This window comes from Hwanghaeella sp. 1Z406, from assembly GCF_048892425.1.
In the GTDB taxonomy this organism is placed as follows: Bacteria; Pseudomonadota; Alphaproteobacteria; order UBA8366; family Aestuariispiraceae; genus Pacificispira.
Map to the genome: position 1 here is coordinate 170,660 of NZ_JBLZHU010000007.1, position 22,756 is coordinate 193,415.

At 56.4% G+C, this 22,756-nt stretch carries 25 protein-coding genes; 8 read left to right on the forward strand and 17 right to left on the reverse strand.

The features are described from left to right. Nucleotides 1-196: 196 nt before the first annotated feature. Both ACOSDR_RS14770 and ACOSDR_RS14775 read left to right on the forward strand, forming a co-directional pair. Entirely contained in the window at nucleotides 197-1,138 is a 942-nt protein-coding gene (locus ACOSDR_RS14770; RefSeq protein ID WP_420731758.1) for an MJ0042-type zinc finger domain-containing protein, read from the forward strand. 2 nt (nucleotides 1,139-1,140) lie between these two features. Further along, nucleotides 1,141-1,584 (forward strand): VOC family protein, encoded by a 444-nt coding sequence (locus tag ACOSDR_RS14775; protein ID WP_420725549.1) that lies wholly within the window; start codon nucleotides 1,141-1,143, stop codon nucleotides 1,582-1,584. Here ACOSDR_RS14775 and ACOSDR_RS14780 read toward each other — a convergent pair. Beyond that, entirely contained in the window at nucleotides 1,581-2,102 is a 522-nt protein-coding gene (locus ACOSDR_RS14780; protein ID WP_420725548.1) for an acyloxyacyl hydrolase, read from the reverse strand. The genes ACOSDR_RS14775 and ACOSDR_RS14780 overlap by 4 nt on opposite strands. Before the next feature lie 312 nt (nucleotides 2,103-2,414). Between ACOSDR_RS14780 and rpmB the strand changes: the two genes are divergently transcribed. Further along, nucleotides 2,415-2,708 carry a 50S ribosomal protein L28 gene (gene rpmB, locus ACOSDR_RS14785; RefSeq protein WP_420725547.1) on the forward strand — a complete coding sequence of 98 codons (294 nt, stop codon included), beginning with the start codon at nucleotides 2,415-2,417 and terminating at the stop codon, nucleotides 2,706-2,708. Between the two features lie 71 nt (nucleotides 2,709-2,779). Here rpmB and queG read toward each other — a convergent pair whose 3' ends face one another. The 4 genes from queG to ACOSDR_RS14805 form a co-directional block, all read right to left on the reverse strand. Continuing rightward, nucleotides 2,780-3,904, reverse strand: coding sequence for a tRNA epoxyqueuosine(34) reductase QueG (queG, locus tag ACOSDR_RS14790; RefSeq protein ID WP_420725546.1), 1,125 nt, complete (start codon nucleotides 3,902-3,904; stop codon nucleotides 2,780-2,782). 26 nt (nucleotides 3,905-3,930) lie between these two features. Next, nucleotides 3,931-5,058 carry a tRNA guanosine(34) transglycosylase Tgt gene (gene tgt / locus ACOSDR_RS14795; RefSeq protein ID WP_420725545.1) on the reverse strand — a complete coding sequence of 376 codons (1,128 nt, stop codon included), beginning with the start codon at nucleotides 5,056-5,058 and terminating at the stop codon, nucleotides 3,931-3,933. Nucleotides 5,059-5,350: 292 nt separating this feature from the next. After that, a complete protein-coding gene (queA, locus tag ACOSDR_RS14800) occupies nucleotides 5,351-6,409 on the reverse strand; it encodes a tRNA preQ1(34) S-adenosylmethionine ribosyltransferase-isomerase QueA (RefSeq protein ID WP_420725544.1) in 1,059 nt (352 codons plus the stop codon). 7 nt (nucleotides 6,410-6,416) lie between these two features. Further along, nucleotides 6,417-6,998: a queuosine precursor transporter gene (locus ACOSDR_RS14805; RefSeq protein ID WP_420731759.1), complete on the reverse strand. Its 582-nt coding sequence runs from the start codon at nucleotides 6,996-6,998 to the stop codon at nucleotides 6,417-6,419. A gap of 231 nt (nucleotides 6,999-7,229) precedes the next feature. Between ACOSDR_RS14805 and ACOSDR_RS14810 the strand changes: the two genes are divergently transcribed. Next, nucleotides 7,230-8,054: a glycosyltransferase gene (locus ACOSDR_RS14810; protein WP_420731760.1), complete on the forward strand. Its 825-nt coding sequence runs from the start codon at nucleotides 7,230-7,232 to the stop codon at nucleotides 8,052-8,054. Nucleotides 8,055-8,085: 31 nt separating this feature from the next. Here the strand turns inward: ACOSDR_RS14810 and ACOSDR_RS14815 are convergent, their stop codons facing one another. The 4 genes from ACOSDR_RS14815 to ACOSDR_RS14830 form a co-directional block, all read right to left on the reverse strand. Then, nucleotides 8,086-9,627: an alanine/glycine:cation symporter family protein gene (locus ACOSDR_RS14815; protein ID WP_420725540.1), complete on the reverse strand. Its 1,542-nt coding sequence runs from the start codon at nucleotides 9,625-9,627 to the stop codon at nucleotides 8,086-8,088. A gap of 10 nt (nucleotides 9,628-9,637) precedes the next feature. Next, entirely contained in the window at nucleotides 9,638-10,075 is a 438-nt protein-coding gene (locus tag ACOSDR_RS14820) for a universal stress protein (RefSeq protein ID WP_420731761.1), read from the reverse strand. Between the two features lie 350 nt (nucleotides 10,076-10,425). Continuing rightward, nucleotides 10,426-11,184, reverse strand: a complete 759-nt coding sequence (locus ACOSDR_RS14825) for a class I SAM-dependent methyltransferase (protein WP_420731762.1) — start codon at nucleotides 11,182-11,184, stop codon at nucleotides 10,426-10,428. A gap of 17 nt (nucleotides 11,185-11,201) precedes the next feature. After that, nucleotides 11,202-11,648, reverse strand: a complete 447-nt coding sequence (locus ACOSDR_RS14830) for a GlcG/HbpS family heme-binding protein (RefSeq protein ID WP_420725537.1) — start codon at nucleotides 11,646-11,648, stop codon at nucleotides 11,202-11,204. A 98-nt stretch (nucleotides 11,649-11,746) separates the two neighbouring features. On the opposite strand from ACOSDR_RS14830, the gene ACOSDR_RS14835 reads away from it, so the two are divergent. The 3 genes from ACOSDR_RS14835 to ACOSDR_RS14845 all read left to right on the forward strand — a co-directional run bounded on the left by ACOSDR_RS14835 (nucleotide 11,747) and on the right by ACOSDR_RS14845 (nucleotide 14,562). Further along, nucleotides 11,747-12,121 (forward strand): VOC family protein, encoded by a 375-nt coding sequence (locus ACOSDR_RS14835; protein ID WP_420725536.1) that lies wholly within the window; start codon nucleotides 11,747-11,749, stop codon nucleotides 12,119-12,121. Between the two features lie 81 nt (nucleotides 12,122-12,202). Beyond that, nucleotides 12,203-12,868 (forward strand): ribulose-phosphate 3-epimerase, encoded by a 666-nt coding sequence (gene rpe / locus ACOSDR_RS14840; protein ID WP_420725535.1) that lies wholly within the window; start codon nucleotides 12,203-12,205, stop codon nucleotides 12,866-12,868. 29 nt (nucleotides 12,869-12,897) lie between these two features. After that, entirely contained in the window at nucleotides 12,898-14,562 is a 1,665-nt protein-coding gene (locus ACOSDR_RS14845; RefSeq protein ID WP_420731763.1) for a heparinase II/III family protein, read from the forward strand. 258 nt (nucleotides 14,563-14,820) lie between these two features. Here ACOSDR_RS14845 and ACOSDR_RS14850 read toward each other — a convergent pair whose 3' ends face one another. After that, a complete protein-coding gene (locus tag ACOSDR_RS14850) occupies nucleotides 14,821-15,420 on the reverse strand; it encodes a short chain dehydrogenase (RefSeq protein ID WP_420731764.1) in 600 nt (199 codons plus the stop codon). 106 nt (nucleotides 15,421-15,526) lie between these two features. Here ACOSDR_RS14850 and ACOSDR_RS14855 point away from each other — a divergent pair, with 106 nt between their 5' ends. Continuing rightward, entirely contained in the window at nucleotides 15,527-16,450 is a 924-nt protein-coding gene (locus ACOSDR_RS14855; RefSeq protein WP_420725532.1) for a LysR family transcriptional regulator, read from the forward strand. On the opposite strand, the gene ychF is transcribed toward ACOSDR_RS14855, so the two are convergent. The 7 genes from ychF to fsa form a co-directional block, all read right to left on the reverse strand. After that, entirely contained in the window at nucleotides 16,447-17,547 is a 1,101-nt protein-coding gene (ychF, locus tag ACOSDR_RS14860; protein WP_420731765.1) for a redox-regulated ATPase YchF, read from the reverse strand. The genes ACOSDR_RS14855 and ychF overlap by 4 nt on opposite strands. Nucleotides 17,548-17,579: 32 nt before the next feature. After that, nucleotides 17,580-18,290: an aminoacyl-tRNA hydrolase gene (pth, locus tag ACOSDR_RS14865; RefSeq protein WP_420731766.1), complete on the reverse strand. Its 711-nt coding sequence runs from the start codon at nucleotides 18,288-18,290 to the stop codon at nucleotides 17,580-17,582. Between the two features lie 34 nt (nucleotides 18,291-18,324). After that, entirely contained in the window at nucleotides 18,325-18,990 is a 666-nt protein-coding gene (locus tag ACOSDR_RS14870; protein WP_420725529.1) for a 50S ribosomal protein L25/general stress protein Ctc, read from the reverse strand. A gap of 155 nt (nucleotides 18,991-19,145) precedes the next feature. Continuing rightward, nucleotides 19,146-20,081: a ribose-phosphate pyrophosphokinase gene (locus ACOSDR_RS14875; RefSeq protein WP_420725528.1), complete on the reverse strand. Its 936-nt coding sequence runs from the start codon at nucleotides 20,079-20,081 to the stop codon at nucleotides 19,146-19,148. Nucleotides 20,082-20,288: 207 nt separating this feature from the next. After that, nucleotides 20,289-21,245, reverse strand: coding sequence for a tyrosine recombinase XerC (locus tag ACOSDR_RS14880; RefSeq protein WP_420731767.1), 957 nt, complete (start codon nucleotides 21,243-21,245; stop codon nucleotides 20,289-20,291). Nucleotides 21,246-21,285: 40 nt separating this feature from the next. Beyond that, the gene (locus tag ACOSDR_RS14885; RefSeq protein ID WP_420731768.1) at nucleotides 21,286-21,993 is read right to left on the reverse strand and encodes a DUF484 family protein; all 708 of its coding nucleotides are present in this window, start codon (nucleotides 21,991-21,993) and stop codon (nucleotides 21,286-21,288) included. A gap of 54 nt (nucleotides 21,994-22,047) precedes the next feature. Beyond that, nucleotides 22,048-22,701 carry a fructose-6-phosphate aldolase gene (fsa, locus tag ACOSDR_RS14890; protein WP_420725525.1) on the reverse strand — a complete coding sequence of 218 codons (654 nt, stop codon included), beginning with the start codon at nucleotides 22,699-22,701 and terminating at the stop codon, nucleotides 22,048-22,050. Nucleotides 22,702-22,756 lie beyond the last annotated feature (55 nt).

Genomic DNA, 22,756 nt, shown 5'->3' on the forward strand with positions numbered 1-22,756 from the left:
GATTAGACAAGTGAATCTGGGGTCTTGTGACCCCGCGCACAATGGCACGCGTCGCAGGTCTTGGCAAAGCCGGGCCATGCCCATATCCGGCTTAAAATTGACGCCGCTGAAACCGCTGGTAAAGTTGCGCGAATCGCCAAAATCTGCGATGACAATTTGACTATCCTGGTTTTCCTATGAAAGCGGCGCGGTCCTTATGATTCTGACATGCCCCAATTGCAGCACTAAGTTCCGTGTCAAAGATGACGCGATTGGGCCAACGGGTCGCAAGGTAAAATGCCGGAATTGTGCAAATGTCTGGCATGCCATGCCAGAAGGAATGGAAGAGCCTGCCCCCGCCCCATCGTCCACGCCACCTTCCAGCCAGCGCCCTGCACCCACGCCAGTAGAACAGCCCGAATTTGTGGCTCCTGCGGACCGAATGGAGGAAGATTTCGCGCCGCCCCCCGCCGCCGCCGCACCGCTGCGATCGCCCGCGCCCAATAGCATGTCGGCCAATGATATGAATTCACCGCCGGATGGCATGGACCCGCCGCCGATTGCACCGGATGGAGATTTCGTGCTGCGTCAGCGCCAGCCCAAGGTGGAAAAGAAAAGTCCCGTCATGGCCTGGGTGATTTTACTGATTCTGCTGATCGCCACCGGGGCCGTTGGTTTCTTCTTCCGCGATGGCATTGTCGCCGCCTATCCCCCCATCGCCAGAGTCTATTCCTGGGTAGGACTGGACGCCAATCTGCTGATCAATGGTCTGATTCCAGAAGCCGATGACGCCAAGGCCATCCAGACCGAAGACGGCATTCGACTGGTCTTTACCGGTAAGATCACATCGAAATTGTCAGAGCGCGTGGATATTCCCCTGCTGCGGGGATCCCTGGTGGATACCAACCAGCAGGAACTGCATGTTTGGACCTTCACTGCGGACAAGCCTGATATCCTGCCAGGGGAAACGGTTTCTTTCACGACAGAGGTCGTTAATCCGCCGTCGGGTGTGACCAATGCGAACTTCACGCTGCTGCCCAACACCGAAAGCGCGATTGATGACGGCCCTACCGGAATGAATGCTGATGACCCTTCCAAGACTATGGACAGCGAAAGTCATGGAACAGACTCTCACAGCACCGAAACAAACAGCAATTAGAAATGCAGCCTCCCCCCTTTCATGTTAAGCAGATAGATCACATTGTTTTACGGATTGCTGACCTAGGGAAATCCTTGCGGTTTTATCGCGATAGCCTGGGGTGCACGCTGGAAAAGGAACAGCCTGATATCGGCCTGTTCCAATTGCGGGCGGGCGACAGCCTGATCGATTTGATTCCGTTAAACGGTCAATTAGGGGCTGCAGGCGGCGTGGGTCCTGGAAAAGAAGGGCACAATGTCGACCATTTTTGCTTGCGGATCGATCCCTTTGATCCAGAGACCCTGTGTGCTCACTTGCAAGCCGTCGGCATTCCCGCACGACAGCAAGATATTGCATCCCGCTATGGTGCAGACGGTCAAGGCCCTTCGCTATACATCACGGACCCAGACGGGACTGTCGTGGAGCTAAAGGGCCCCCCAGACCGGATTACCAACCCGGTTGATTAGTCGCCAAACAGACTGGTCAAAGGATAGGAATAGTGCAGATTGATGACTTCGGTGCCGGGGTTGTTTTCATCCAGTCCCGCATTCGACAGATGATACAGGCTGAGGCCAAGACGGGAGCGATCATCGAATCGATAGGCAAATTCAATCGCAGACCGGAACTCAACCGGATATCCCAGATCCTTGCCGTCGCCATCATGATACAGGCCCGGCGCAAAGGATGGGGTGATCACAAAGCGACGCCCCATGAACAAATCCAACCGAATCCCCGCATATCCATAAAACGCCGTATCACTGGTCGCCATTACGCCGACGAAGGGATTAAAGACCCACCATTTCGAACCTGAAATATACTCCAGATGAAACTCGGCCGCGCTGTGGTCGTCATTGATATCGTAATAGCCAGATCCAAATCGAATAAAGGACGGTTCTTTATCTGTGTCTTGCGCCATAGAAGGCGACATAGACACACTATAGACAGCCGCGAAAATCGCGAAAATCAGGCTAACACGTGAAAACACGGCTCTTCCCCCAACACACCACTTGATCTTTGAGCTCTCTCGAGCGTCGAGACTATGCCCCAACATTTTGAAAAACTCACGAAAAATGCGCAAATGTGCCAATCAGACGCATTTTATGTAGCCAAAGCGCAACAAGACCTTAAAACCGGCGCGAAAGGCTTGACGACCAGGGGTCCGATACCCTAAATGCACCGGCTTTCCTGGATGGAGACATCCCAAGGGGGCTTATAAGCAAGCAATAACGCGGAAGAAAGCCTGCCGCCGAAAGAAGAGCGGGTGGAACTTCTGAAATGACTGGAAAGGACTAAAGCCATGTCTCGTCGGTGCGATATTTCCGGCACAGGCGTGATGAGCGGTAACAACGTTTCTCACGCTATGAACCACAGCCGTCGGCGCTTTTTGCCGAACCTGCAAGTTGTCCGCCTGCAAAGCGATATCCTGGGCGAGCGCATTCGCATGCGCCTGACCACCCGTGCCATGCGCACGGTGGATAAAAAGGGCGGTATCGATGAATTCCTGCTGAACACGCCGGCCCGCAAGCTGACGGATGAAGCCAAGAAGCTGAAGCGCCGCATTGTGAAGCGCCAGGCCGCCATCGCCAAATAAGGCGAAGGGTGCCGCGCAAATAGCGTGTGCTAGAGTATCAGGCCCGCCCCTTTAACAGGGGCGGGCCTTTTCTATTCGATTGCCCATTCCGCCAGAACGTCAGGGTCGGTTTCCGGTTCCATTCGCTCAGACTTTAAACGCTGAAACTCTGTCGTCGATAATTGGCTCAAGGCCCAAACTGCCGCCCCCCGCACAATCGGATTAGGATCAGCCAGCAGGCCAATCACAGCAGGCACCAATGTATCATTCCCGCTATTGCCCGCCGCGATCAGCACATTGCGCAAAAACCGGTCCCGCCCGATGCGCTTAACCGGTGACCCTGAAAAGCAGGCCCGGAACGTCGCATCATCCAGACCCAGATACGTCGCCAATGTCGCCCCTTGAACCGTCTCGCGGGGCAGGAACCACGTCTCCTGGCTGGGGGTGGCAAATTTATTCCAGGGGCAGACCGCCAGGCAGTCATCACAGCCATAGATCCGATTGCCCATCGCCTTGCGGAATTCCACCGGGATGGGCCCCTTATGCTCAATCGTCAGATAGCTGATGCAGCGCGTCGCATCCAGGGTATAGGGCGCGGGGAAGGCCTGTGTCGGGCAGATGTCCAGACAGCGCCGACACCCGCCGCAATGATCCCCCTGCGCTTCATCTGCGACCAGATCCAGGGTGGTATAAATCTCCCCCAGAAACAGCCAAGACCCATAATCGCGGGACACCAGATTGGTATGTTTACCCTGCCAGCCAACACCAGACAGCGCGGCCAGCGGCTTTTCCATCACCGGGGCGGTATCGACAAAGACCTTAACATCCCCGCCATACTGACCAACGATCCAGCGTGCCACCTGCTTCAGGCGTTTTTTGATCAGATCGTGATAATCACGGTTGCGGGCATAGCAGGAGATATTGGCAAGGTCCGGTTGCTCCAGCATCGCCATTGGGTCTTCTTCCGGCCCATAATTCATCGCCAGAACAATCACGCTGCGCACATCGGGCCACAACCCTTTGGGCGACCGCCGCCGGTCCAGATGATCACCCATCCAAGCCATATCCCCATTCTGCCCGCTGTCCACAAAGGCCTGCAACCGCCCCTGCTCCCGCTCGCCCATCGCGGCGGGCCCAAACCCCACAGCCTGAAACCCGGCCTCCAGCGCCTGGGAGCGGATAGCTTGTTTTACTTCATCTGATTGGACGACTTGCATAGCGGCAGAGTATCGAGTTTTACAGCCTAACGCACTGGGATATCCCCAACCGCCCGTTCCGCATGGAATGCTGCCTCAAAATCCTGGAACCGAGCGGCTTCAATCGCACCCCGCATGCCGGCCATCAATTGCTGGTAATAGGCCAGATTGTGCCAGGTCAGCAGCATGGGCCCCAACAATTCCTGCGCCTTGATCAAGTGATGCAGATAGGCGCGGCTGTACTTGGTGCAGGCGGGACAGGGGCATTCCTCGTCCAGGGGTCTTGGATCATCGGCATGGCGGGCATTCTTTAAATTGACCGTACCGCGCCTAGTGAAGGCCTGGGCATTGCGGCCCGACCGGGTGGGCAGGACGCAATCAAACATATCAATGCCGCGCTTTACCGCGCCCACCAGATCGTCGGGCTTTCCAACCCCCATCAAATAACGCGGGCGATCCCCCGGCAGGGCGGGCGTCGTGTAATCCAGAGTGGAAAACATCAACTCCTGCCCTTCGCCCACGGCCAGACCGCCCACCGCATAGCCGTCAAATCCAATATCGGTCAGCGCCGCGATGGAACGATGGCGCAGAGTTTCATAGATCCCACCCTGGACAATCCCAAACAGGCCATAGCCAGGCCGCGCCTTAAACGCTGCCTTGGATCGCGCCGCCCAGCGCATGGAAAGCTCCATGGAGGCAGCAGCAACATCCTCTTCTGCCGGGAAAGGTGTGCATTCATCAAACGCCATGGTGATATCGGCATCCAGTTGATGCTGGATCAGCATGGAACTTTCCGGCGACAGGTTTTGATAGCTGCCATCAATATGACTGCGGAACCGCACGCCCTGTTCCGTGATCTTGCGCAAGGCCGCCAGGGACATGACCTGATAGCCCCCAGAATCCGTCAGGATCGGACCGGGCCAATTCATGAATTTATGCAGGCCGCCCAGGGCCTCCACCCGCTCTGCGCCCGGCCGCAGCATCAGGTGATAGGTATTGCCCAGCACGATTTCCGCACCGGTCGCCGCCACCGATTCCGGCATCATCGCCTTCACGGTGCCAGCCGTGCCAACGGGCATGAAGGCCGGTGTTTCGATGGATCCATGCGCCGTTTGAACCCGCCCACGCCGCGCGCCGCCATCGGTTCCCATCAGGGTAAATCCAAACTCAGTCATATCGATGCCTTTCAAAATTCAAACCTGTAATGCGCCCTTTTCCGAACGCCGCCCCAAGAGAGCGTCACCCCGGACGTGATCCTGGGGCCGGAGCATCACGCCCCCATCTCACCCGTCGCCCTGGATTCCCGCCTGCGCGGGAATGACACAAATCGTCACCCCGGACTTGATCCGGGGTCCAGAGCATCACGCACCCATCTCACCCATCGCCCTGGATTCCCGCCTGCGCGGGAATGACACCGAACCGTCACCCCGGACTTGATCCGGGGTCCAGAGCATCACGCACCCATCTTCATCCCTCAACAGGAACGCAGTCCAACAGGCTGCTGTCGCCATAGGAATAGAATCGATAGCCATTGGATATCGCATGCGCATAGGCCGCCTGCATCCGGTCCAACCCCGAAAAGGCACTGACCAGCATGAACAGGGTCGAGCGTGGAAGATGGAAATTTGTCATCAGGCGGTCCACCGCGCGGAAGCGATAGCCGGGCGTGATGAATATGTCGGTCTCTCCCTCAAACGCCGATAGGGTTCCATCTGAGGCAGCGGCGCTTTCCAGCGTGCGCATCGGCGTTGTCCCCACCGCCACGATCCGCCCCCCAGACGCTTTATGGGCGTTCAGGCGCGACGCCGCTTCAGGGGAGAGTTGCGCCCACTCACTGTGCATGGGATGGTCGTCGGTATCTTCCACCTTCACCGGCAGAAAGGTTCCCGCCCCGACATGCAGCGTCAGGCGCACAATGGGAATCCCTTTGGCGTCCAATCGCTGCAGCAAGGTTGGGGTGAAATGCAGGCTGGCCGTCGGGGCGGCGACCGCCCCTTCCCGCTCCGCAAACAGCGTCTGATAGCGGTCGCGGTCTTTCGCATCGGTATCGCGGTCCGGTGTCCGGGACCGTTTGATATAGGGTGGCAGCGGCATCGTTCCGCGCTGCCACAACGCTTCTCGCAGGGCCGCCCCCTGACAATTGAACCGCAGGGTGATTTGCCCATCCGGGCGTTTATCCTGCACCACAGCCGTCAGGCTATCATTGAAGACGATTTGGTCCTGCAGCTTTAGTTTCTTACCGGGTCGCGCAAAGGCATCCCAAAGATCGCTGGCACGCTCCTTGATCAACGTCACTTCGATTCCTGCCGTTCCACGCTGTCCAAACAGGCGGGTGGGCAGAACCTTGGTGTCGTTTACGACCAGCAGATCCTGAGGCTGCAACAGGTCGGGCAGGTCTGAAACACGTTGATCTGCGAAGGCCCCGGACCCGGGCACAAGCAACAGTTTGGCAGAGTCTCTGGGCTCTGCCGGGCTTTGCGCGACGCACCGGTCCGGGAGTTCGAAATCGAAAAGATCAACTTTCATCGCTGGATCAGACGGCCATGCCGCCCTTTTCTGCAGGGGCAGGCAGCAGGGTCATCAAGGCCCGGAAAACAGGCAGCAACAGCGTCGCCATTGCCACCTTGATAACGAAATCCCCCAATGCCCAGGTCTGCCAGGGCAGGCCGGTCCCCATGAAGGCAATGGAGAAAAACAGTGCCGTATCCAGGGCTGACCCTACCAGAGTGGACAGGAACGGGGCCTTCCACCAGGTCCCCTGACGCAACTTGTCAAAAACAAAGACGTCCAGCATCTGCGCCACCAGGAAGGCGGACCCGGAGGCCAGGGCGATGCGCATATCCGCCAGGATCAGGGACAGCAGAACCCCAAAGCAGAACCCGACCAGAATCACCCTGCGGGCCGCCGCCGCGCCCAGCAGGCGATTGGTCGTATCGGTCACCAGAAAGGCGATGGGATAGGTGACCGCACCATAGGTGACCCAATCAGCCACATTGAAGCTGCCGATCATGGCCTGAACGGGATACTGAACCAGGATATTGGACGCCAGGATGATCACACCCATGGCAATAATGGCGGGCAACAGCCGCGCAAAAGATGACGCATCCATTTTCATGGCAACCACTCCTTTTCGTGCTGGGCGCATCAGGGTCTTATCGCCGCCGAAGGGCCGCCCCAGCGGAGAACATAGCCCCGCCCCCAGCATCCGCTGAATGCGCGGGTGATAAGCCCTTGTGCTTTCGCGGTCAAGAAAAGAGCGTCACTTTGTTTAAAGGGGATTATGTTACAGGGACACCAGCCATGCTAAAGGATGTCCAGCCCCATATTGAACACGGGATAATTAGCCATGAAATCCCCCACCGCAAAAGCCATCGGCAGGATGCCCATTGCCTATCACATAGGCGGTGACGGGGCACCTTTACAGTCCCCTTTTGACGCGGCCATCGTAATCCCAACACTGCTGCGCCCCAGTCTGGCGAGAGCGCTGCGGTCGATCTTTGCCCAGGAAAATATTGGGCGTCTTCATATTCTGATCGGTGTCGACCGGGCAGAAGGGGACATCGCTGCGATTAATCCCGTATTTCAGGAACAGCCCGATAATTGTGTCACGACGCTGGTCAATCTGGGCTATTCAACATCCACCCGGCACGGTGGGGTACATGCCGCCTGGGATGGCGGGGCATTGCGCACCATCCTCAGCTATATGGCCAACAGCCGCTATGTTGCCTATCTGGATGATGACAACTGGCTGGCACCGGATCATGTGGAAAAATTGCTGAAGGCGATACAGGGGCATGATTATGCTTATACCCTGCGCTGGTATGTCGACCCGGCAACCCTGAAACCATTATGCGTTGATCGGTTGGAATCCGTCGGGCCGGATGCAGGCGGGTACAAGGACTCCCTGCGGGGCTTCGTCGATCCCAATTGCCTGATGCTGGACAAGATCGCCTGCCTTGCCGTGCTGGGCCTGTGGAGTGTTCCGATGAAAGGGGACGATACCAATCTTTCCGCAGACCGCCAGGTCTTTGCAGCCCTGGTTCAACACTTCAGGGGCGGCCCAACCCATACGCCGACCGTCTTTTATCGCCTGAATGAGCTGGATAAGGGATATTCCAAACGCCTGGAATGGATCGCCCGACAGTCCAATAAAAATGCCGGGACCCAATGACCGGGCCCCGGCACCTTTCGTAGGGATTATATTAACCCTTAAAGCGTTTGATCTCGCCTGACTTCAAACGACTGAGATAGGAGTTCAGCTCCTTCTTAACGATTGGCATCAGGACATACAGGGCGGCAATGTTCACAACCGCCATGGCAAAAATCGCCGCATCAGAGAAATCAATGACCGGCCCCAGGCTGGCGGCCGCACCGATTACCACGAATACACAGAACATCACCTTAAAGGTCAGTTCCGCACGCTTGCTTTCCCCAAACAGGAAGGTCCAGGCCTTCAGCCCGTAATAGGACCAGGAAATCATGGTGGAGAAGGCAAACAGCACCACCGCAATGGCCAGGACATAAGGGAACCAGCTGAATGCAGAGGCAAAAGCCGCAGAGGTCAGCGCCACACCAGACGTGCCCCCGACGGTCTGAATCATATTGCCATCCATCAGATAGTTGCCCGTTGCCGGATCGACCATCAACTGACCGGAGATCGTGATAACCAAAGCGGTCATCGTACAGATCACGACCGTATCGATGAATGGTTCCAGCAGGGATACGAAGCCCTCTGTAATCGGCTCCTTCGTGCGCACGGCAGAGTGTGCAATGGCAGCAGACCCAACCCCGGCTTCATTCGAAAACGCTGCCCGCTTGAAGCCCTGGATCAAGGCCCCGACAAAGCCACCGGCAATACCAAGACCGGTAAACGCCCCTTCAAAGATCTGACCAAAGGCCCAGCCGATCTGGTGATAATTCGCGGCGATGATGATAAGCGCTGCCACGACATACAAAACCCCCATGAAGGGAACGACTTTTTCCGTCACGCGGGCAATGGATTTGATCCCGCCAACGATGACTGCAAAGACTACGGCTGCGAAAATCACACCTGTGATCCAGCCTGGATAATCCCCCAGGATACCGGAAATCTGGGCATGGGCCTGGTTCGCCTGGAACATATTCCCACCGCCAAGGGCGCCCAGGATACAGAAGATCGAAAACAGGATCGCCATGATCTTCCCACCCGGCATCTTGCGTTCGATGAAGCCCTTGGAAATGTAATACATCGGGCCACCCGACACGGTGCCGTCTGGATACTCATTGCGATATTTCACGCCCAGGGTACATTCGGTGAATTTGGACGCCATGCCTAACAATCCGGCCAGGATCATCCAGAATGTTGCGCCAGGACCGCCGATCCCTACTGCGACCGCCACCCCGGCAATATTTCCCAGACCGACCGTTCCTGACAAAGCGGTTGCCAGCGCCTGAAAATGACTGACCTCCCCCGCATCATTGGGGTCTGAATAATCGCCCTTCACCAATTGAATGGCATGTTTGAAGGCCCGGAACTGAATGAACCCGAAATACAGCGTAAAAATCGACGCCGCGACGACCAACCAAAGCACGATCCAGGGGAAACTGGTTCCCGGAAGCGGTGCAAAGATAAGATTAACGAAAGGCCCAGTTACCGCCGCAAAAGCTTCATTGACGGCCTGATCGATCCCGCCGGCTTCTTGTGCGAAGGCGGCAGACGGTGTTGAAAGCAGCCCTGCAAGGGCCGCGAATGACAGTTTTTTCATGATTTTCTCCTCAGCCGACAACGGTCACAGGGACGGTTGCATGCATGACCAGATTGGCGGTCGCCGTGCCAAACACACGTTTCACGAAACCGCCTTCGGACGAACGGGCAACCACGATCTGGTCGGCCCCTTCATCTTCAGCCACCTTGTTCAACAAATCCGCGACATCGCCATGTCGAACGATGCCTCGAGCCGAGAAGCCGTCTTTCTTCAACGCGGCGACACTGGGCGTTACGACACGCTCCAGAGCCGCTTCGATTTCTTCCTCGCGGCGTTTGTGCCGCACCGCATTTTCTTCCGCTGTCTGGAAAGAATACGGCGACCATTCAATCACATAAACCAGGATCAGTTCGCATGTCCCCATGCCTTTTGCGAGCTTCTTTGCGAAGTCCAGGGCACGCATGCCTGATCCATCCCCGTCGAGCCCAACCACGATACTTGTTGTCATCTTATTTCCCCTATTTATGAACAACAAAGTGCTGCACCATTTCGGCACAAAAACATCCCACGGATGTCTTGATTAAAAAGTGGGCACCAGAATAGGATCGGAAACAAGCGTTTTATCGGCATTTCAGAAAATTTATTGCGGTTTTATGAAAGTTCGCGCGAGACAATAATACCGCTATAGTTGTTCTTTCGCGATGAACCAGATCATGCAAATGAGCTGGTAGAATCCAACGCTGCGGCTTAAACCCATACTATTTCAAGGGATTATTTTTGAATGCATTGCAACATGTTCGCAACTGCAACAGTCGGTAAACGGGCAGGTATACTTGACTGCCGACTTACGGGGTCATGTCATGGCTTTCTGCCACTGAGTATGGCGTGACCGGCGCGGTAAAAACTGACATCCACCGCTTGAAACCCTGATTCGCGCATCCAGAGGCATTGATCTACCAAAGAGGACGGCTTGTCGATTGGATCGGCATCCGGTGCGAGAAAGAAGTTCCACCCCAAACGCTCAAACGCGACCAATGCACGGAGGTCTCCATACTTGGCCATCGATTGCGACCGCACAATGTCTTCCCATTGTTTGGCTGCAATTTCCAATCCAATAGGTGTTGTTGGCATAATAATATCAACCAATACAAACAAACCACCCGGATTTAACGCGCAATACAGATCATGAAACAGACTCTGCTTCTGTGGACCATCCAGATGATGCACTGCGAGCGATGAGACAAAAGCTGTCGGCTTGGGATTAACATCTCGCCAATCCGACTCCGCCAGATTAAATAATTGTGTATCCAATCGATCTGTATACGCAGCGCAAGTCTCGCGCGTTTCCGCCAACATCGCTGGCGACCCGTCCCAGGCAGACATTCTTGCACTTGGAAAGCGTTCAAGGATTGCTGCTGACAGCTGGCCAGCGCCGCAACACAGTTCAACAACATGCGGCGTTTCAGAGTCAGTAATAGCGGGTGCTAATAGGTTCAACACCGTCTCGCGCAGCCGATCCCCTTCTGGTGTAAATTCAGGCCCATAGGCGATAAAGTCGGCACTGTCCTGTTCCGACCAACCTGTATCGGGAACTGATGTCAATTCACTCTCAACCATTGCATTCTCCCCACCCTCTAATCCCCCGCATCCGGGACAAAGCCTGCAGCCAGGATACCGGCAATCGCCAGGGCCTCGTCATACTCTCCGGCCTCTCCGGCGACGCCGACGGCACCGACGGTGTTGCCGGCTGGGTCACGCATGAAAACGCCGCCCTTGGTCGCGATCAGGGGCAGGCCCATGCGCTCCATGGAAACACGGCTGATGCCATCAAACCAGGTCGGGAATTCTTCTGCCAGGGCCATCATGGTCTTGGTCGGTTTGCCATAGCTGATGCAGGTCTGTGCCTTGGCCTGGGCGATATGTGCCAGCAGGGCGGGGGCATCCTCTTCCCGCTCCAGCGCCAGCAGATGACCACCAGCATCCACAACGGCGATGGCGACGCGGCGTTCAGGTCCTGATCGGGGGGCCGCCATGGCCTGGGTAAGGATCACCCGTGCTTGCGTTAAAGTCACCGCTTTCATTTTCGCCTCCCTGCCCTGTTTCGGTCCCTGGATCGTTGTCCAACCCTACCGGATGTGTCAAATACAACCGCCCATTCTGCCGATATAAGGAGAGTGCCATGCTCGGACCGATTGATACAATTCGTGTCTTCACAACGGATCTGCCCAAAGCGATTGCCTTTTATCGCGATGCCCTGGAAATGAAGCTGGCAATCAGTGACGAAACCATGGCGATTTTTGCCAATGGCGAAACCAAGCTGATGCTGGAAGCAATTGACCCTCAGGACGAGGATGAAGCGATTGAACTGGTTGGGCGCCTGACGGGAATATCCTTCGCCGTGGCGGATATCCGCGCTGCTTATGCCGCCCTTTCCGACAAAAAGGTGCGATTTGACGGTCGCCCGGAGTTACAGCCCTGGGGTGGGGCACTGGCCTATTTCTTCGATACAGACGACAACATTCTGACATTAATCCAATATCCGCTGCCAGATTAACTGGTTTTGGGCGCTGTGTGTTGCGAAACGGCGAATCTGAGACTAGGTAAGGAAGATATTCCCCTGTCCAAAGGTCATGCCGTGACTCAGAAACCGTGCCGCATCGCGCCTTCCATTCTATCCGCCGATTTTGCGGCGCTTGGTGCAGAGATTGCAGCAATTGATGCCGCCGGGGCGGATTTCATCCATGTTGATGTCATGGACGGCCATTTTGTGCCCAATATCACCATTGGTCCTGGCGTTGTGGCCGCCCTGCGCGCCCACAGCAAAAAGATTTTCGATGTGCATCTGATGATTTCGCCCGTTGATCCCTATATCGAAGACTTCGCAAAGGCCGGTGCGGATATTTTAAGTGTGCATCCAGAATCCGGTCCGCATCTGCATCGCACGCTGCAAAGCATCCGTGCGCTGGGCAAAAAGGCAGGGGTGGTTCTGAACCCGGCTACCCCGGTATCGGTCGTAGAACCGGTAATGGATCTGGTGGATCTGATCCTGGTGATGTCCGTCAATCCAGGCTTTGGGGGCCAGAGTTTCATCATGTCCCAATTGGACAAAATCGCCACACTGCGAAAAATCATTGACGCCACCGGGCGCGATATCGACCTGGAAGTGGATGGCGGGATCAATTTTGAAACGGCCCCACAGGCGATTGCCGCCGGAGCCGACGTGCTGGTCGCCGGCACCGCCACATTCAAGGGCGGCCCCGATGCCTATGCCGATAATATCCGTCGCCTTCGCGGCGTGTGAAGACAGTAACTGAAAGGCCGAATACCCCTATGGAACCGGTCGCCCATTCACCCAGCCTGATTGGTCAGGAATTGCGCTATATCCTCGCACGATTGGCGCGCGTTATGGGGCTGTATCGATATCTGCTGTCTGGCCCCCGCCCCGGCGCGCCCAGTCGCAGCATTGCCGATCCGTGGTCGGGCGATCCCGCATTGGGGCGTGCGATTGCGTCCGGGCGCTATATTTTTGCAGGCACGACCCAAACCCCGCAAGGCTCCCCATGGGAGGCCGCCGACGCCCCTCCGGGATGGCTGCGCGAGGCGCATGGCTTTAGCTGGCTGCGTGACCTGGCGGCGGCTGGCGGCAGCGGCGATGACTCCTCCCGCAGTGCTCAGGCCCTGGTTGGTCTATGGCTGGACTGGGACGCCACGAAGAAGCCGGGCGCTGATCGCATTGCCTGGTCTGCTGCCGTAACCGGGCGGCGCGTGCGGGCCTGGCTTAATCATTGGAGCATGCTGATCGGGGGAGAGTCCGGCACGCTGGGTCCGGAAATCCTGAACTCACTGGGGCGACAGGTTCGACATCTGGATATGATCGCCGGGGCAGAGGGAGATGGTGAAGAACGATTGACCGCTATATTGGGTCTGGTTCAGGCCAGTCTGATGGTCCCCGCCTTTCATCCCCGCCTGTCCAGGGCCGTCGGCCTGATGGAGCGGGAATTGACCTATTCCATCCTGCCCGATGGCTGTCATGCGACCCGCAGCCCCCGCCTTCAGTTCGAGGTTATGCGCGACCTGGTGGGCCTACGCGAGTTGTTCAGCGAGCTACAGGCCGAAGTGCCCATCTGTCTGGTGACCGCCATTGACCGAATGGCCCCGGTCTTGCGGTTTTTCCGACATGGCGATGGCGGGCTGGCCCTGTTCCATGATACGCGCGAAGGGATATCCGCGGATATTGATGGCGTTCTGGGCCGCGCCGATGCAAAGGGGCGCGCCCCCACGCGCTGTCCTCATGGCGGGTTTGAACGGTTGGTTTCCGGTAAACTGAACGTCATTGTCGATGCGGGTGCGCCGCCTGGTGCCCCCTATGACAGCCACGCCCACGCCGCCCCCCTGGCAATGGAAGTCAGTTATGGGGCGGAACGCTTAATCGTCAATTGCGGCGCGTCCAAGGTCATTGATGGGGACTGGGCCAAAGCGCAACGCAGCACGGCGGCGCATTCTACCGTTGGCGTTGAAGATACCAATGCCGATGAAATCAGCAATGATGGGCGCATCGGCAGACGCCGCGCCAGCACAGTGGTAGAGCGGAACGAGACTGACGGGGCTGTCTGGATCGACATGTCCCATGATGGCTATCTGAAGCCCTTTGGCGTCACCCATCGCCGCCGCCTGTATCTGGCACCAGAAGGCACCGATCTGCGCGGAGAGGACCGGCTGGAAGGAACGGAGGGGCGGACATTCACCCTGCGCTTCCACCTGCACCCGAAGGTCCAGGTCTCGCTATTGTCGAATCATTCTGCCGCTCTGCTGAAAACCCCATCGGGCAGCGGTTGGCGATTGCGGGTCAGCGGTGCGGAAATGTCGCTGGCCGACAGCATTTATCTGGGCGGCCCGCAAGACACCAAACGCACCCAGCAGATCCTGTTGACAGGCGTCACAGGCCCTGAAGGGGCGTCGGTGAAATGGGCGCTTCAGCGCGAAACCAAGCGCTAGTGTGGTGCGCGGTTATTTGGAATCACCAGGATCTCTTTATCGGCCTGTCGGCTAGAAGAGAGCGTGCAGGCGATGTGGTTCATCGTCAAACGCTCTCGACGCCGTCCGACGGGCCGATAAAGGGACCAAAGGCGCTGTTTGCGGCGCTCCGGGCCGCGTCGCCTTCCGCTTGCGATGCCCCGCATCGCTTCGCGAAACGCTCCTAACCGGAGCACCGCAAACAGCGTCCTGGTCGATCCCAAATAACCGCGCACCACACTAAAAGATCTCAAAAACCTGTCCAGTCTGCAGTCCTTCAACACTTTTGGCATAGCCCAAGGCAGCGCGGGCTGCCGGGACTGGATTGTGTCCCCGGAAGTACGGTCCATAACCTTCCATCGATTCCACGATCACGCCGGGACTGACAGAGTTGATCCGCTGTTTGGCTGGCATTTCAATGGCGGCTGCCCGAACAAAGGCATCCACCGCCCCATTCACCATAGACGCGGAACTGCCATAGCGGATTGGGTCTTTGCTTAATATCCCTGTGGTCAAGGTGAAGGAGGCTGTGTCGCTGACATAATGCCTGCCGATCAGCACCAGATTGACCTGGCCTATCAGCTTGTTGTCGATGCCGATGCGATATTTCTCCTCATCCATGTCAGCCAAATCACCGAAATGGACATTACCCACAGCAGAGACAACAGCATCGACTGTGCCCAGTTTTTTATAGGCAGCCTGAATACTGGCCGCATCCCCAATGTCGATGGCGATATCCAACCCGCTGCGCGACGCACGAATGATATCGTGACGGGCTCCCAACTCCTCAGCAGCAGCCTTACCCAAAGTGCCAGAGGCACCAACGATTAAGATCTTCATAATGTCTGTATCCTTACAATGCGTGTTTGATGAGGAATATATGGGCATGCAATGCTTGGACTGATAAGATGGTATATTCAGAACTTATTGTTTAATGGTGTAAACAATGACGCAATATGTCATGGAAATGTTAAGTTTTGCCGCTGTTGCAGAACAGGGCGGATTTACGGCAGCCGCCCGAAAGCTGACTCTGTCGAAAGGCCTGATCAGCCAGCATGTGAAACGGCTGGAGGAAGCTTTGGGGGCGCAATTGCTGTTTCGCTCTACCCGGCGTATTGAATTGACTGAGGCAGGGGCACAATTCCTGCCCTATTGCCAACGCATCATTGGTACGGTGCAAACGGCATTTGAAGATGTCTCCGCCCTTTACACGCGGCCTGAAGGTCTGGTGCGCATGACCGTTCCCATCTCTTTCGGGGAGGTCTTCCTGCATGAAATATTAACCCAGTTCCAGACCATCCATCCTGGCATCACCATTGAATTGGAGATGGAAAACAAGTTTCAGGACATGAAGTCTGCCAAACTGGATATCGCAATCCGGAAGGGCCTGACAGAAGACCCAGATCAAGTCGCACTGCCAATTGGCCAGTTCTCGGAACATATCTGCGCGGCGCCACACTATTGGGAAACCTGCTCTAAACCCCGCACACCATTAGATCTGGCAGACCATCCCTGTATCGTGAATTTTCATCTGCACAAACTGGGGGAATGGATTTTTTATGCCGATGCGGACCCCATCGCGGTGAAGGTCACCGGTCCGATCCGCCTGAACCATTATCCCCTGATCCGCGATGCGGCGATATCTGGTTTGGGCGTCGCCTTGCTGCCCCGTTATATTCTGGAGCCTGAATTGCAAAAGGGACGGCTGGAACTGGCCCTGACGAGCTATAGAACGCCCACCAGCCCGATCTATATCGTCTATCCCTATCAGGGTCATCTGCCCCTAAAGAACCGGCTGCTGATCGACTTCATTCGGGACTGGTTTCAATCCCGCCCCGCATTGTTGGCACCAATAGACACAGGCAATTAGACATTGAAGCGGAAGTGGAAGACGTCGCCGTCCTGGACCAGATAGTCGCGGCCTTCCAGGCGCAATTTGCCGGTTTCTTTTGCGCCCTGTTCGCCACCCACAGCGATGTAATCGTCATAAGCGATGGTTTCGGCCGCAATGAATCCCCGCTCAAAATCCGTATGGATGGCACCGGCGGCCTGGGGTCCTTTAGCGCCCCGGAACACCGTCCAGGCGCGCGCCTCTTTCGGGCCAATGGTGAAGAATGTGATCTGATCCAACAGCGCATATCCGGCACGAATGACCTGGGTCAGACCGGTTTCTTCCAGGCCCAGAGAATCCAGGAATTCCTTGCGTTCTTCATCGGTTTCCAGCTGCGCGACCTCTGCTTCAATGGCGGCAGAAATCACCACAGCCTGGGCCTTTTCCGCGGCTGCCTTCTCAAAGACCTTTGCGGAATGGGCGTTACCCGTCGCGGCATTGTCTTCTTCAACATTGCAGATATAGACGACAGGCTTGGACGTGATCAGGTTCAGACGTTTGAACGGGGTAACCTCATCCTTGCTTAATTCCACCAGTCGCGCGGGCTTGCCATCGCGCAGCAGGTCCAGGGCTTTGGACATCAGGTCAACATCTGCCTTGGCATCCTTGTCACCGGATTTTGCCTTTTTTTCCAGCGGGACAATGCGGCGTTCCAGGCTTTCCATATCCGACAGCATCAGTTCCGTCTCCACGATTTCCGCATCACGGATCGGATCGACAGAGCCTTCCACATGGGTGATATCGCCGCTGTCGAAACAGCGCAGAACGTGACAAATCGCGTCCACTTCGCGGATCGTGCCCAGGAATTTGTTCCCCAGCCCTTCGCCTTTGGACGCCCCCTTAACAAGGCCTGCAATATCAACGAATTCCAACTGAGTCGGGATGATTTTGGCAGACTTGGCGATCACGGCCAGCTTCTCCAGGCGCGGATCAGGCACCGCAACACGGCCCACATTGGGTTCAATCGTGCAAAAGGGGAAGTTTGCCGCCTGCGCCGCCTGAGTCTGGGTCAAGGCGTTGAACAAGGTGGATTTCCCAACATTCGGAAGCCCGACGATACCGCAATTAAAACCCATGACAGGGACGCTCCTTCAGAAAATAAAAACAGTCAGTTTTTCTTCGCATCGCCGGATAACCAGCGCTTCATTTGGGCCGCAAGACCGCCCTGTTGTTCCGACGTCGGTTCCGCCTTCACTGCGGGAGGGGTTACGACAGGCGGGTCAGTCTTGACCGGCTTCTTTTCTGCTGCGGCAGGCTTAAGGTCCATTGCCAGTTTGGACATAAAGTCCGACGCCTTGCCAGCCGCCAGCAGATCAAATCGATCCGAAATTCCTTCCAACAGGCGCTGAAATTCTGGCTGTTCCACCTTGGCAAAATCAGACAGAACATGACCGATCACCCTGGACTTGTCGCCTGGATGACCAATGCCGATGCGCAGCCGCCAATAGTCCACACCAATATGGGCATCAATGGATTTCAGCCCGTTATGGCCGCCATTACCGCCGCCCTGTTTCATTTTGACCTTGGTCGGGGCCAGATCCAATTCGTCGTAGATAACGGTGACATCCGCAGGCTGCAGTTTAAAGAACCGCATCGCTTCGCCCACTGCACGACCGCTTTCATTCATAAAAGTGGCGGGCTTGAGGATCAGTACCTTTTCGCCCGCGCAGTCACCTTCAGAGACAAGACCCTGAAACCGACTGCGCCAGGCGCTAAAGGAATGGCGGCGGACAATCTCGTCCACCGCCATAAATCCAACATTGTGGCGGTTCCCCTCGTATTTCGGTCCGGGATTGCCGAGCCCTACAACGAGACGCATGGGACGCCACCTTTCTGCTTAAAGGGCAGGAGGATTACTCTTCCGATTCTTCTTCAGAATCGCCTTCACCCTCTTCCTCTTCGCCGTCAACTGCGTCTTCGTCTTCTTCGTCCTCGTCCACGGCTTCAGAGATCACCGGATCAGCGATGGACGCGACAACGAAGTCACGGTCCTGGATAACAGGTTCGGTGCCTTCCGGCAGTTGAACCATGGAAATGCGGATCGTCGCACCGATTTCATAACCGGTCAGATCGCAGATCACTTCGTGCGGAATGTCTTCCACCGGGCACAGCAATTCGACTTCGTCGCGCTGAACTGTCAGAACACCACCCTCGTCGATACCCGGGCATTTGTCTTCATTGATGAAGTGGACCGGAATGTTGACGTTGATCTTCGAGCCCTTCTTCAGGCGCATGAAGTCAATGTGCAATGGCGCATCAGAAACCGGATGGAACTGCACATCACGGGGCAGCGCCTTTTCCTTTTTCCCACCTTCAACATCGATCGTATAAATCGTGTTGAACAGCGCGCCGATCTGAAGCTGCTTCATGATCAAGCGTGGGTCGATGCTGATTGTTTGAGGGTCTTTGCCGTCGCCATAAATGACGCCGGGCACCAGTCCTTCACGACGGACTGCGCGGGCTGCCCCCTTACCTGCCCGATCCCGCATTTTCGCGGGGAAGATCGCTTCTTCAGCCATCTTGTTTCTCCTTACAATTGGTACTCTCCACCGAAACGCCCTCGTCCCGGCGACCGACCTCCAGGGGTGTCGGCTGGGGTCCCAGCAGGACCAAAGATTTCGACGCCGACACCCAAAATTGCGGGGTCGACCTCGAAAAGCGGCGTCTTGTACACTTAATCGAACAGACTGGAAACCGATTTTTCTTCGTAAATCCGCTTAATCGCCTCCGCCAACAGGGGCGCAATGGTAACCTGGCGCACATTATGGCTGACCCGGACCGCTTCTGTTGCCTGGATCGAATCGGTAATCACCAACTGTTCCATGGGAGAGGCCGCAACCCGCGCCACTGCCCCACCAGACAGAACACCATGGGTCACAACGCCATGAACAGACGTCGCCCCGGCATCCATCAGCGCCTGGGCCGCATTGCACAGGGTGCCTGCGGAATCGACGATATCATCGATCAGGATACAGGTCCGCCCGCGTGGTTCCCCGATGATATTCATCACTTCGGAAACACCGGCCTTTTCGCGGCGCTTATCAATGATCGCCAGATCGCATTCCAGACGCTTTGCCAGCGCGCGCGCCCGAACCACACCGCCAACATCGGGCGATACGACCATCAATTCGCCCTTACCCTTCAGGGTTTCCGTCAAATCCTTATGCAGGACCGGCAGCGCGAAGAGATTATCGGTGGGCACTTCAAAGAAACCCTGGATCTGACCGGCGTGCAAATCAAGCGTTAAGACCCGGTTGGCACCCGCCGTTTCAATCAGGTTGGCGACCAGCTTCGCCGAAATCGGCGTGCGAGGGCCGGTCTTTCGATCCTGTCTGGCATATCCATAGTAAGGAATGACCGCTGTCACCCGCCGCGCCGAACCACGCCTTAGCGCGTCGATCATCACCAATAATTCCATCAGGTTGTCATTGGTGGGATAATTCGTCGACTGAATGACGAAAACGTCTTCCCCCCGAACATTCTCCAAAATCTCCACGAAGATTTCCATATCGGAAAACCGTCGGATAGAAGCTTTGGTTAAGGGGACGTTCAGATAGGCTGTGATCGCCTCGGCAAGCGGCTTGTTTGAATTGCCGGCGAGAATCTTCATGAGATAGCATTTCCCTGGCGCGCTAAGAGGGGCTTTGTCTCGCTGGACTAGGCCTTCCCCCACTCTCAAAAATGAATTACCGAACGCGAATTCCCCTGTCTCTCTTAAAAGTCACCCCATATCGAAAGACATTATCGGACGTCACATTCGGTTACGCGAGATGGGTATACCAAGGGGTACCGGACCTGTAAATGACCTCGACACAGTTTAGCGCGCCCTGGGATGCGCCTTTGCGTATTCGGCCATTAATCGGGCGGTATCAACCTGTGTATAGCGCTGTGTGGTGCTCAACGATGCATGGCCCAGAAGTTCCTGTATGGCCCGCAAATCGCCCCCTGCGGACAAAAGATGGGTGGCGAAACTGTGCCGCAAGGCATGCGGTGTGGCCGTATCCGGCAGGCCCAGCGCAACACGCAGCAACCGAATAGGCTTTCGCGCGGAATCCTGATTTAACACACCACCCCGAACACCCCTGAACAAGGGCCCATCCGGATCACCCGCATAGGGGCTGATTGCCAGATAATCCGCAATCGCCTCCCGAACTACGGGAAGTACCGGGACGAAGCGTTCCTTGTTCCCTTTTCCCAACACTTTCATGGATTCGGTTGTGGGGGCATCCCGTTCCCGCAGGGACAGGGCTTCTGCAATCCGCAAGCCACAGCCATACAGCAGGGTCAGCAAGGCGATGTTCCGTTTCGCCAACCAGGGCTGGCTTTCGTGATCCCCCGCCGATTCCAGCAATAATTGCGCATCTGGCACAGTCAGCGGTTTTGGAATGGAATGGGGCAGTTTCGGCGACTTGATCAGGCTGATGCGGTCATTTTCAGCCAGCTTGCGCTTACGCAGATAGTGAAAGAAGCTGCGCAGGGCCGACAGCTTGCGCGCCCGCGACACGTCCTTAATATCTGCCCGCGCCAAAGATGTCAGCCAGGCGCGGAAATCCAGCAATTGCAGATTTGACAGATCGTCCAGCGTCGGCGGTTCGCCCAAATGATCCGACAGGAACATCAGAAAATCAGATAAATCCCGCTGATAGGCGATAACCGTTTTCGGGCTATAGCGCTTTTCATCCGCCAACCAGCCCAGAAACGCGCGGAAAGCACTTGCCACCGCACCATCGCCAGCAATGGGATGGTTAGACAGGTCAAATCGATCTTCTGGCATGACCCCACCAAATATATCGGTCGGACCAGTCTGGTCCCACCTATTCCGGTAAGTCTAGCCAGATTCGAACCAACTGCGCCAGAACCGCAGACAGGAAGCAAATCAGCTCCGTCGCCTGACCGGGATGGAATTTCTCTGGATCCCGATGCCCGAACGCCAACAGCGCCGCTGGGGAGGCCGATGAAATGTGCAGCCGCACCAAAGCATCGCTTTGCACCAGCGTTGCAGCCCCATCAAACAGATCCGGGTCGCCGGAAATATGCGCCCGCAACAACATTTCCTTATCCGGGCCCATCAGGCGATTGACGAAGCCCGGCGGCACCAGCGTGACACTGCGCACCGGGAAATCTTCCGCATTTTCGGATTCCACGGCCAGCGCAACGACATCCATATCCAGCACGACCGCAACATCGGTTTGGATCAGATTGATCAATTGTTCGAAGGAATTCGCCGCCAGCAGACGCAGGACACATTCATGGACCCGCGCCTGGCTGTTCAGATTTTCACGGCTGGTATCGATCAATTCCCGTGCGACATCCGTGGTTTCTTCAATCCGGTCCCGCAAGCGACGGATCATGGCATTCTGAAAATCTGAAACCCCCTTCCCCACTGAGCGTGTGGGCGGGTCCAGTTCGGACATCAGATCAGGATGTTCGTTCAAAAAACCCGGATTGTCGCGCAGGAAGGAGACGACATCCTTTGCTTCAATCGACGCCGGGACGGGCTGACTGCCGGGAGACGCTTTCATAGTCTTAGACCTCCTTCGACAAACGGCCCCAAACGATCAGGGCCAGGATGAAACCTACAGAATGCTCTGGCCGGTGGCTGCCCAGTCTTTCATAAAGCCATCCAGACCTTTATCGGTCAGCGGGTGGCCAAACAATTGACGCAGTACTTTCGGTGGCAAGGTTGCAACGCCAGCCCCCATCTTTGCGGCCTGAACCACATGCACGGGATGGCGAATGGAGGCGACCAGGACTTCGGTGGCGAAATCGTAATTTTCATAAATCGTGACGACATCGGCGATCAGGTCCATACCGTCCTGACCGATATCATCCAACCGGCCAACGAAGGGGGAGATGAATGTCGCCCCGGCCTTTGCCGCCAGCAGCGCCTGAGCAGCGGAGAAACACAGCGTGACATTGACCATGATACCATCATCACTGAGCGCCTTGCAGGTCTTCAATCCAGCTTCCGTTAAGGGCACCTTGACCGCGATGTTATCGGCGATCTTGGACAGCTTGCGGCCTTCCTTCAGCATGGTTTCGAAATCCAGCGCGACACATTCCGCAGAAACGGGACCATCGACGACGTCACAGATTTCCGCTACCACTTCCAGGAAATTGCGCCCACTTTTGGCGATCAGGGACGGGTTGGTTGTCACCCCATCCACCAAGCCTGTTGAGGCCAAATCGCGAATCTCTTCAATGTCTGCCGTATCGATGAAAAATTTCATGTTCGCCTCGCTCCGACCCCACCGCCTGCTGCCCGCTCTGTCGGGGCGGCGATGG

What these genes read in the sequence shown, in the direction of transcription:
- ACOSDR_RS14855 (WP_420725532.1), top strand. Translation starts at nt 15,527, where the DNA reads ATGACGCAATATGTCATGGAAATGTTAAGTTTTGCCGCTGTTGCAGAA.
- ACOSDR_RS14835 (WP_420725536.1), top strand. Translation starts at nt 11,747, where the DNA reads ATGCTCGGACCGATTGATACAATTCGTGTCTTCACAACGGATCTGCCC.
- ychF (WP_420731765.1), bottom strand. Translation starts at nt 17,547, where the DNA reads ATGGGTTTTAATTGCGGTATCGTCGGGCTTCCGAATGTTGGGAAATCC.
- ACOSDR_RS14770 (WP_420731758.1), top strand. Translation starts at nt 197, where the DNA reads ATGATTCTGACATGCCCCAATTGCAGCACTAAGTTCCGTGTCAAAGAT.
- ACOSDR_RS14850 (WP_420731764.1), bottom strand. Translation starts at nt 15,420, where the DNA reads ATGAAGATCTTAATCGTTGGTGCCTCTGGCACTTTGGGTAAGGCTGCT.
- ACOSDR_RS14845 (WP_420731763.1), top strand. Translation starts at nt 12,898, where the DNA reads ATGGAACCGGTCGCCCATTCACCCAGCCTGATTGGTCAGGAATTGCGC.
- ACOSDR_RS14830 (WP_420725537.1), bottom strand. Translation starts at nt 11,648, where the DNA reads ATGAAAGCGGTGACTTTAACGCAAGCACGGGTGATCCTTACCCAGGCC.
- ACOSDR_RS14885 (WP_420731768.1), bottom strand. Translation starts at nt 21,993, where the DNA reads ATGAAAGCGTCTCCCGGCAGTCAGCCCGTCCCGGCGTCGATTGAAGCA.
- ACOSDR_RS14825 (WP_420731762.1), bottom strand. Translation starts at nt 11,184, where the DNA reads ATGGTTGAGAGTGAATTGACATCAGTTCCCGATACAGGTTGGTCGGAA.
- pth (WP_420731766.1), bottom strand. Translation starts at nt 18,290, where the DNA reads ATGCGTCTCGTTGTAGGGCTCGGCAATCCCGGACCGAAATACGAGGGG.
- rpmB (WP_420725547.1), top strand. Translation starts at nt 2,415, where the DNA reads ATGTCTCGTCGGTGCGATATTTCCGGCACAGGCGTGATGAGCGGTAAC.
- ACOSDR_RS14775 (WP_420725549.1), top strand. Translation starts at nt 1,141, where the DNA reads ATGCAGCCTCCCCCCTTTCATGTTAAGCAGATAGATCACATTGTTTTA.
- queA (WP_420725544.1), bottom strand. Translation starts at nt 6,409, where the DNA reads ATGAAAGTTGATCTTTTCGATTTCGAACTCCCGGACCGGTGCGTCGCG.
- queG (WP_420725546.1), bottom strand. Translation starts at nt 3,904, where the DNA reads ATGCAAGTCGTCCAATCAGATGAAGTAAAACAAGCTATCCGCTCCCAG.
- ACOSDR_RS14820 (WP_420731761.1), bottom strand. Translation starts at nt 10,075, where the DNA reads ATGACAACAAGTATCGTGGTTGGGCTCGACGGGGATGGATCAGGCATG.
- tgt (WP_420725545.1), bottom strand. Translation starts at nt 5,058, where the DNA reads ATGACTGAGTTTGGATTTACCCTGATGGGAACCGATGGCGGCGCGCGG.
- ACOSDR_RS14805 (WP_420731759.1), bottom strand. Translation starts at nt 6,998, where the DNA reads ATGAAAATGGATGCGTCATCTTTTGCGCGGCTGTTGCCCGCCATTATT.
- ACOSDR_RS14870 (WP_420725529.1), bottom strand. Translation starts at nt 18,990, where the DNA reads ATGGCTGAAGAAGCGATCTTCCCCGCGAAAATGCGGGATCGGGCAGGT.
- ACOSDR_RS14880 (WP_420731767.1), bottom strand. Translation starts at nt 21,245, where the DNA reads ATGCCAGAAGATCGATTTGACCTGTCTAACCATCCCATTGCTGGCGAT.
- ACOSDR_RS14810 (WP_420731760.1), top strand. Translation starts at nt 7,230, where the DNA reads ATGAAATCCCCCACCGCAAAAGCCATCGGCAGGATGCCCATTGCCTAT.
- fsa (WP_420725525.1), bottom strand. Translation starts at nt 22,701, where the DNA reads ATGAAATTTTTCATCGATACGGCAGACATTGAAGAGATTCGCGATTTG.
- ACOSDR_RS14815 (WP_420725540.1), bottom strand. Translation starts at nt 9,627, where the DNA reads ATGAAAAAACTGTCATTCGCGGCCCTTGCAGGGCTGCTTTCAACACCG.
- ACOSDR_RS14875 (WP_420725528.1), bottom strand. Translation starts at nt 20,081, where the DNA reads ATGAAGATTCTCGCCGGCAATTCAAACAAGCCGCTTGCCGAGGCGATC.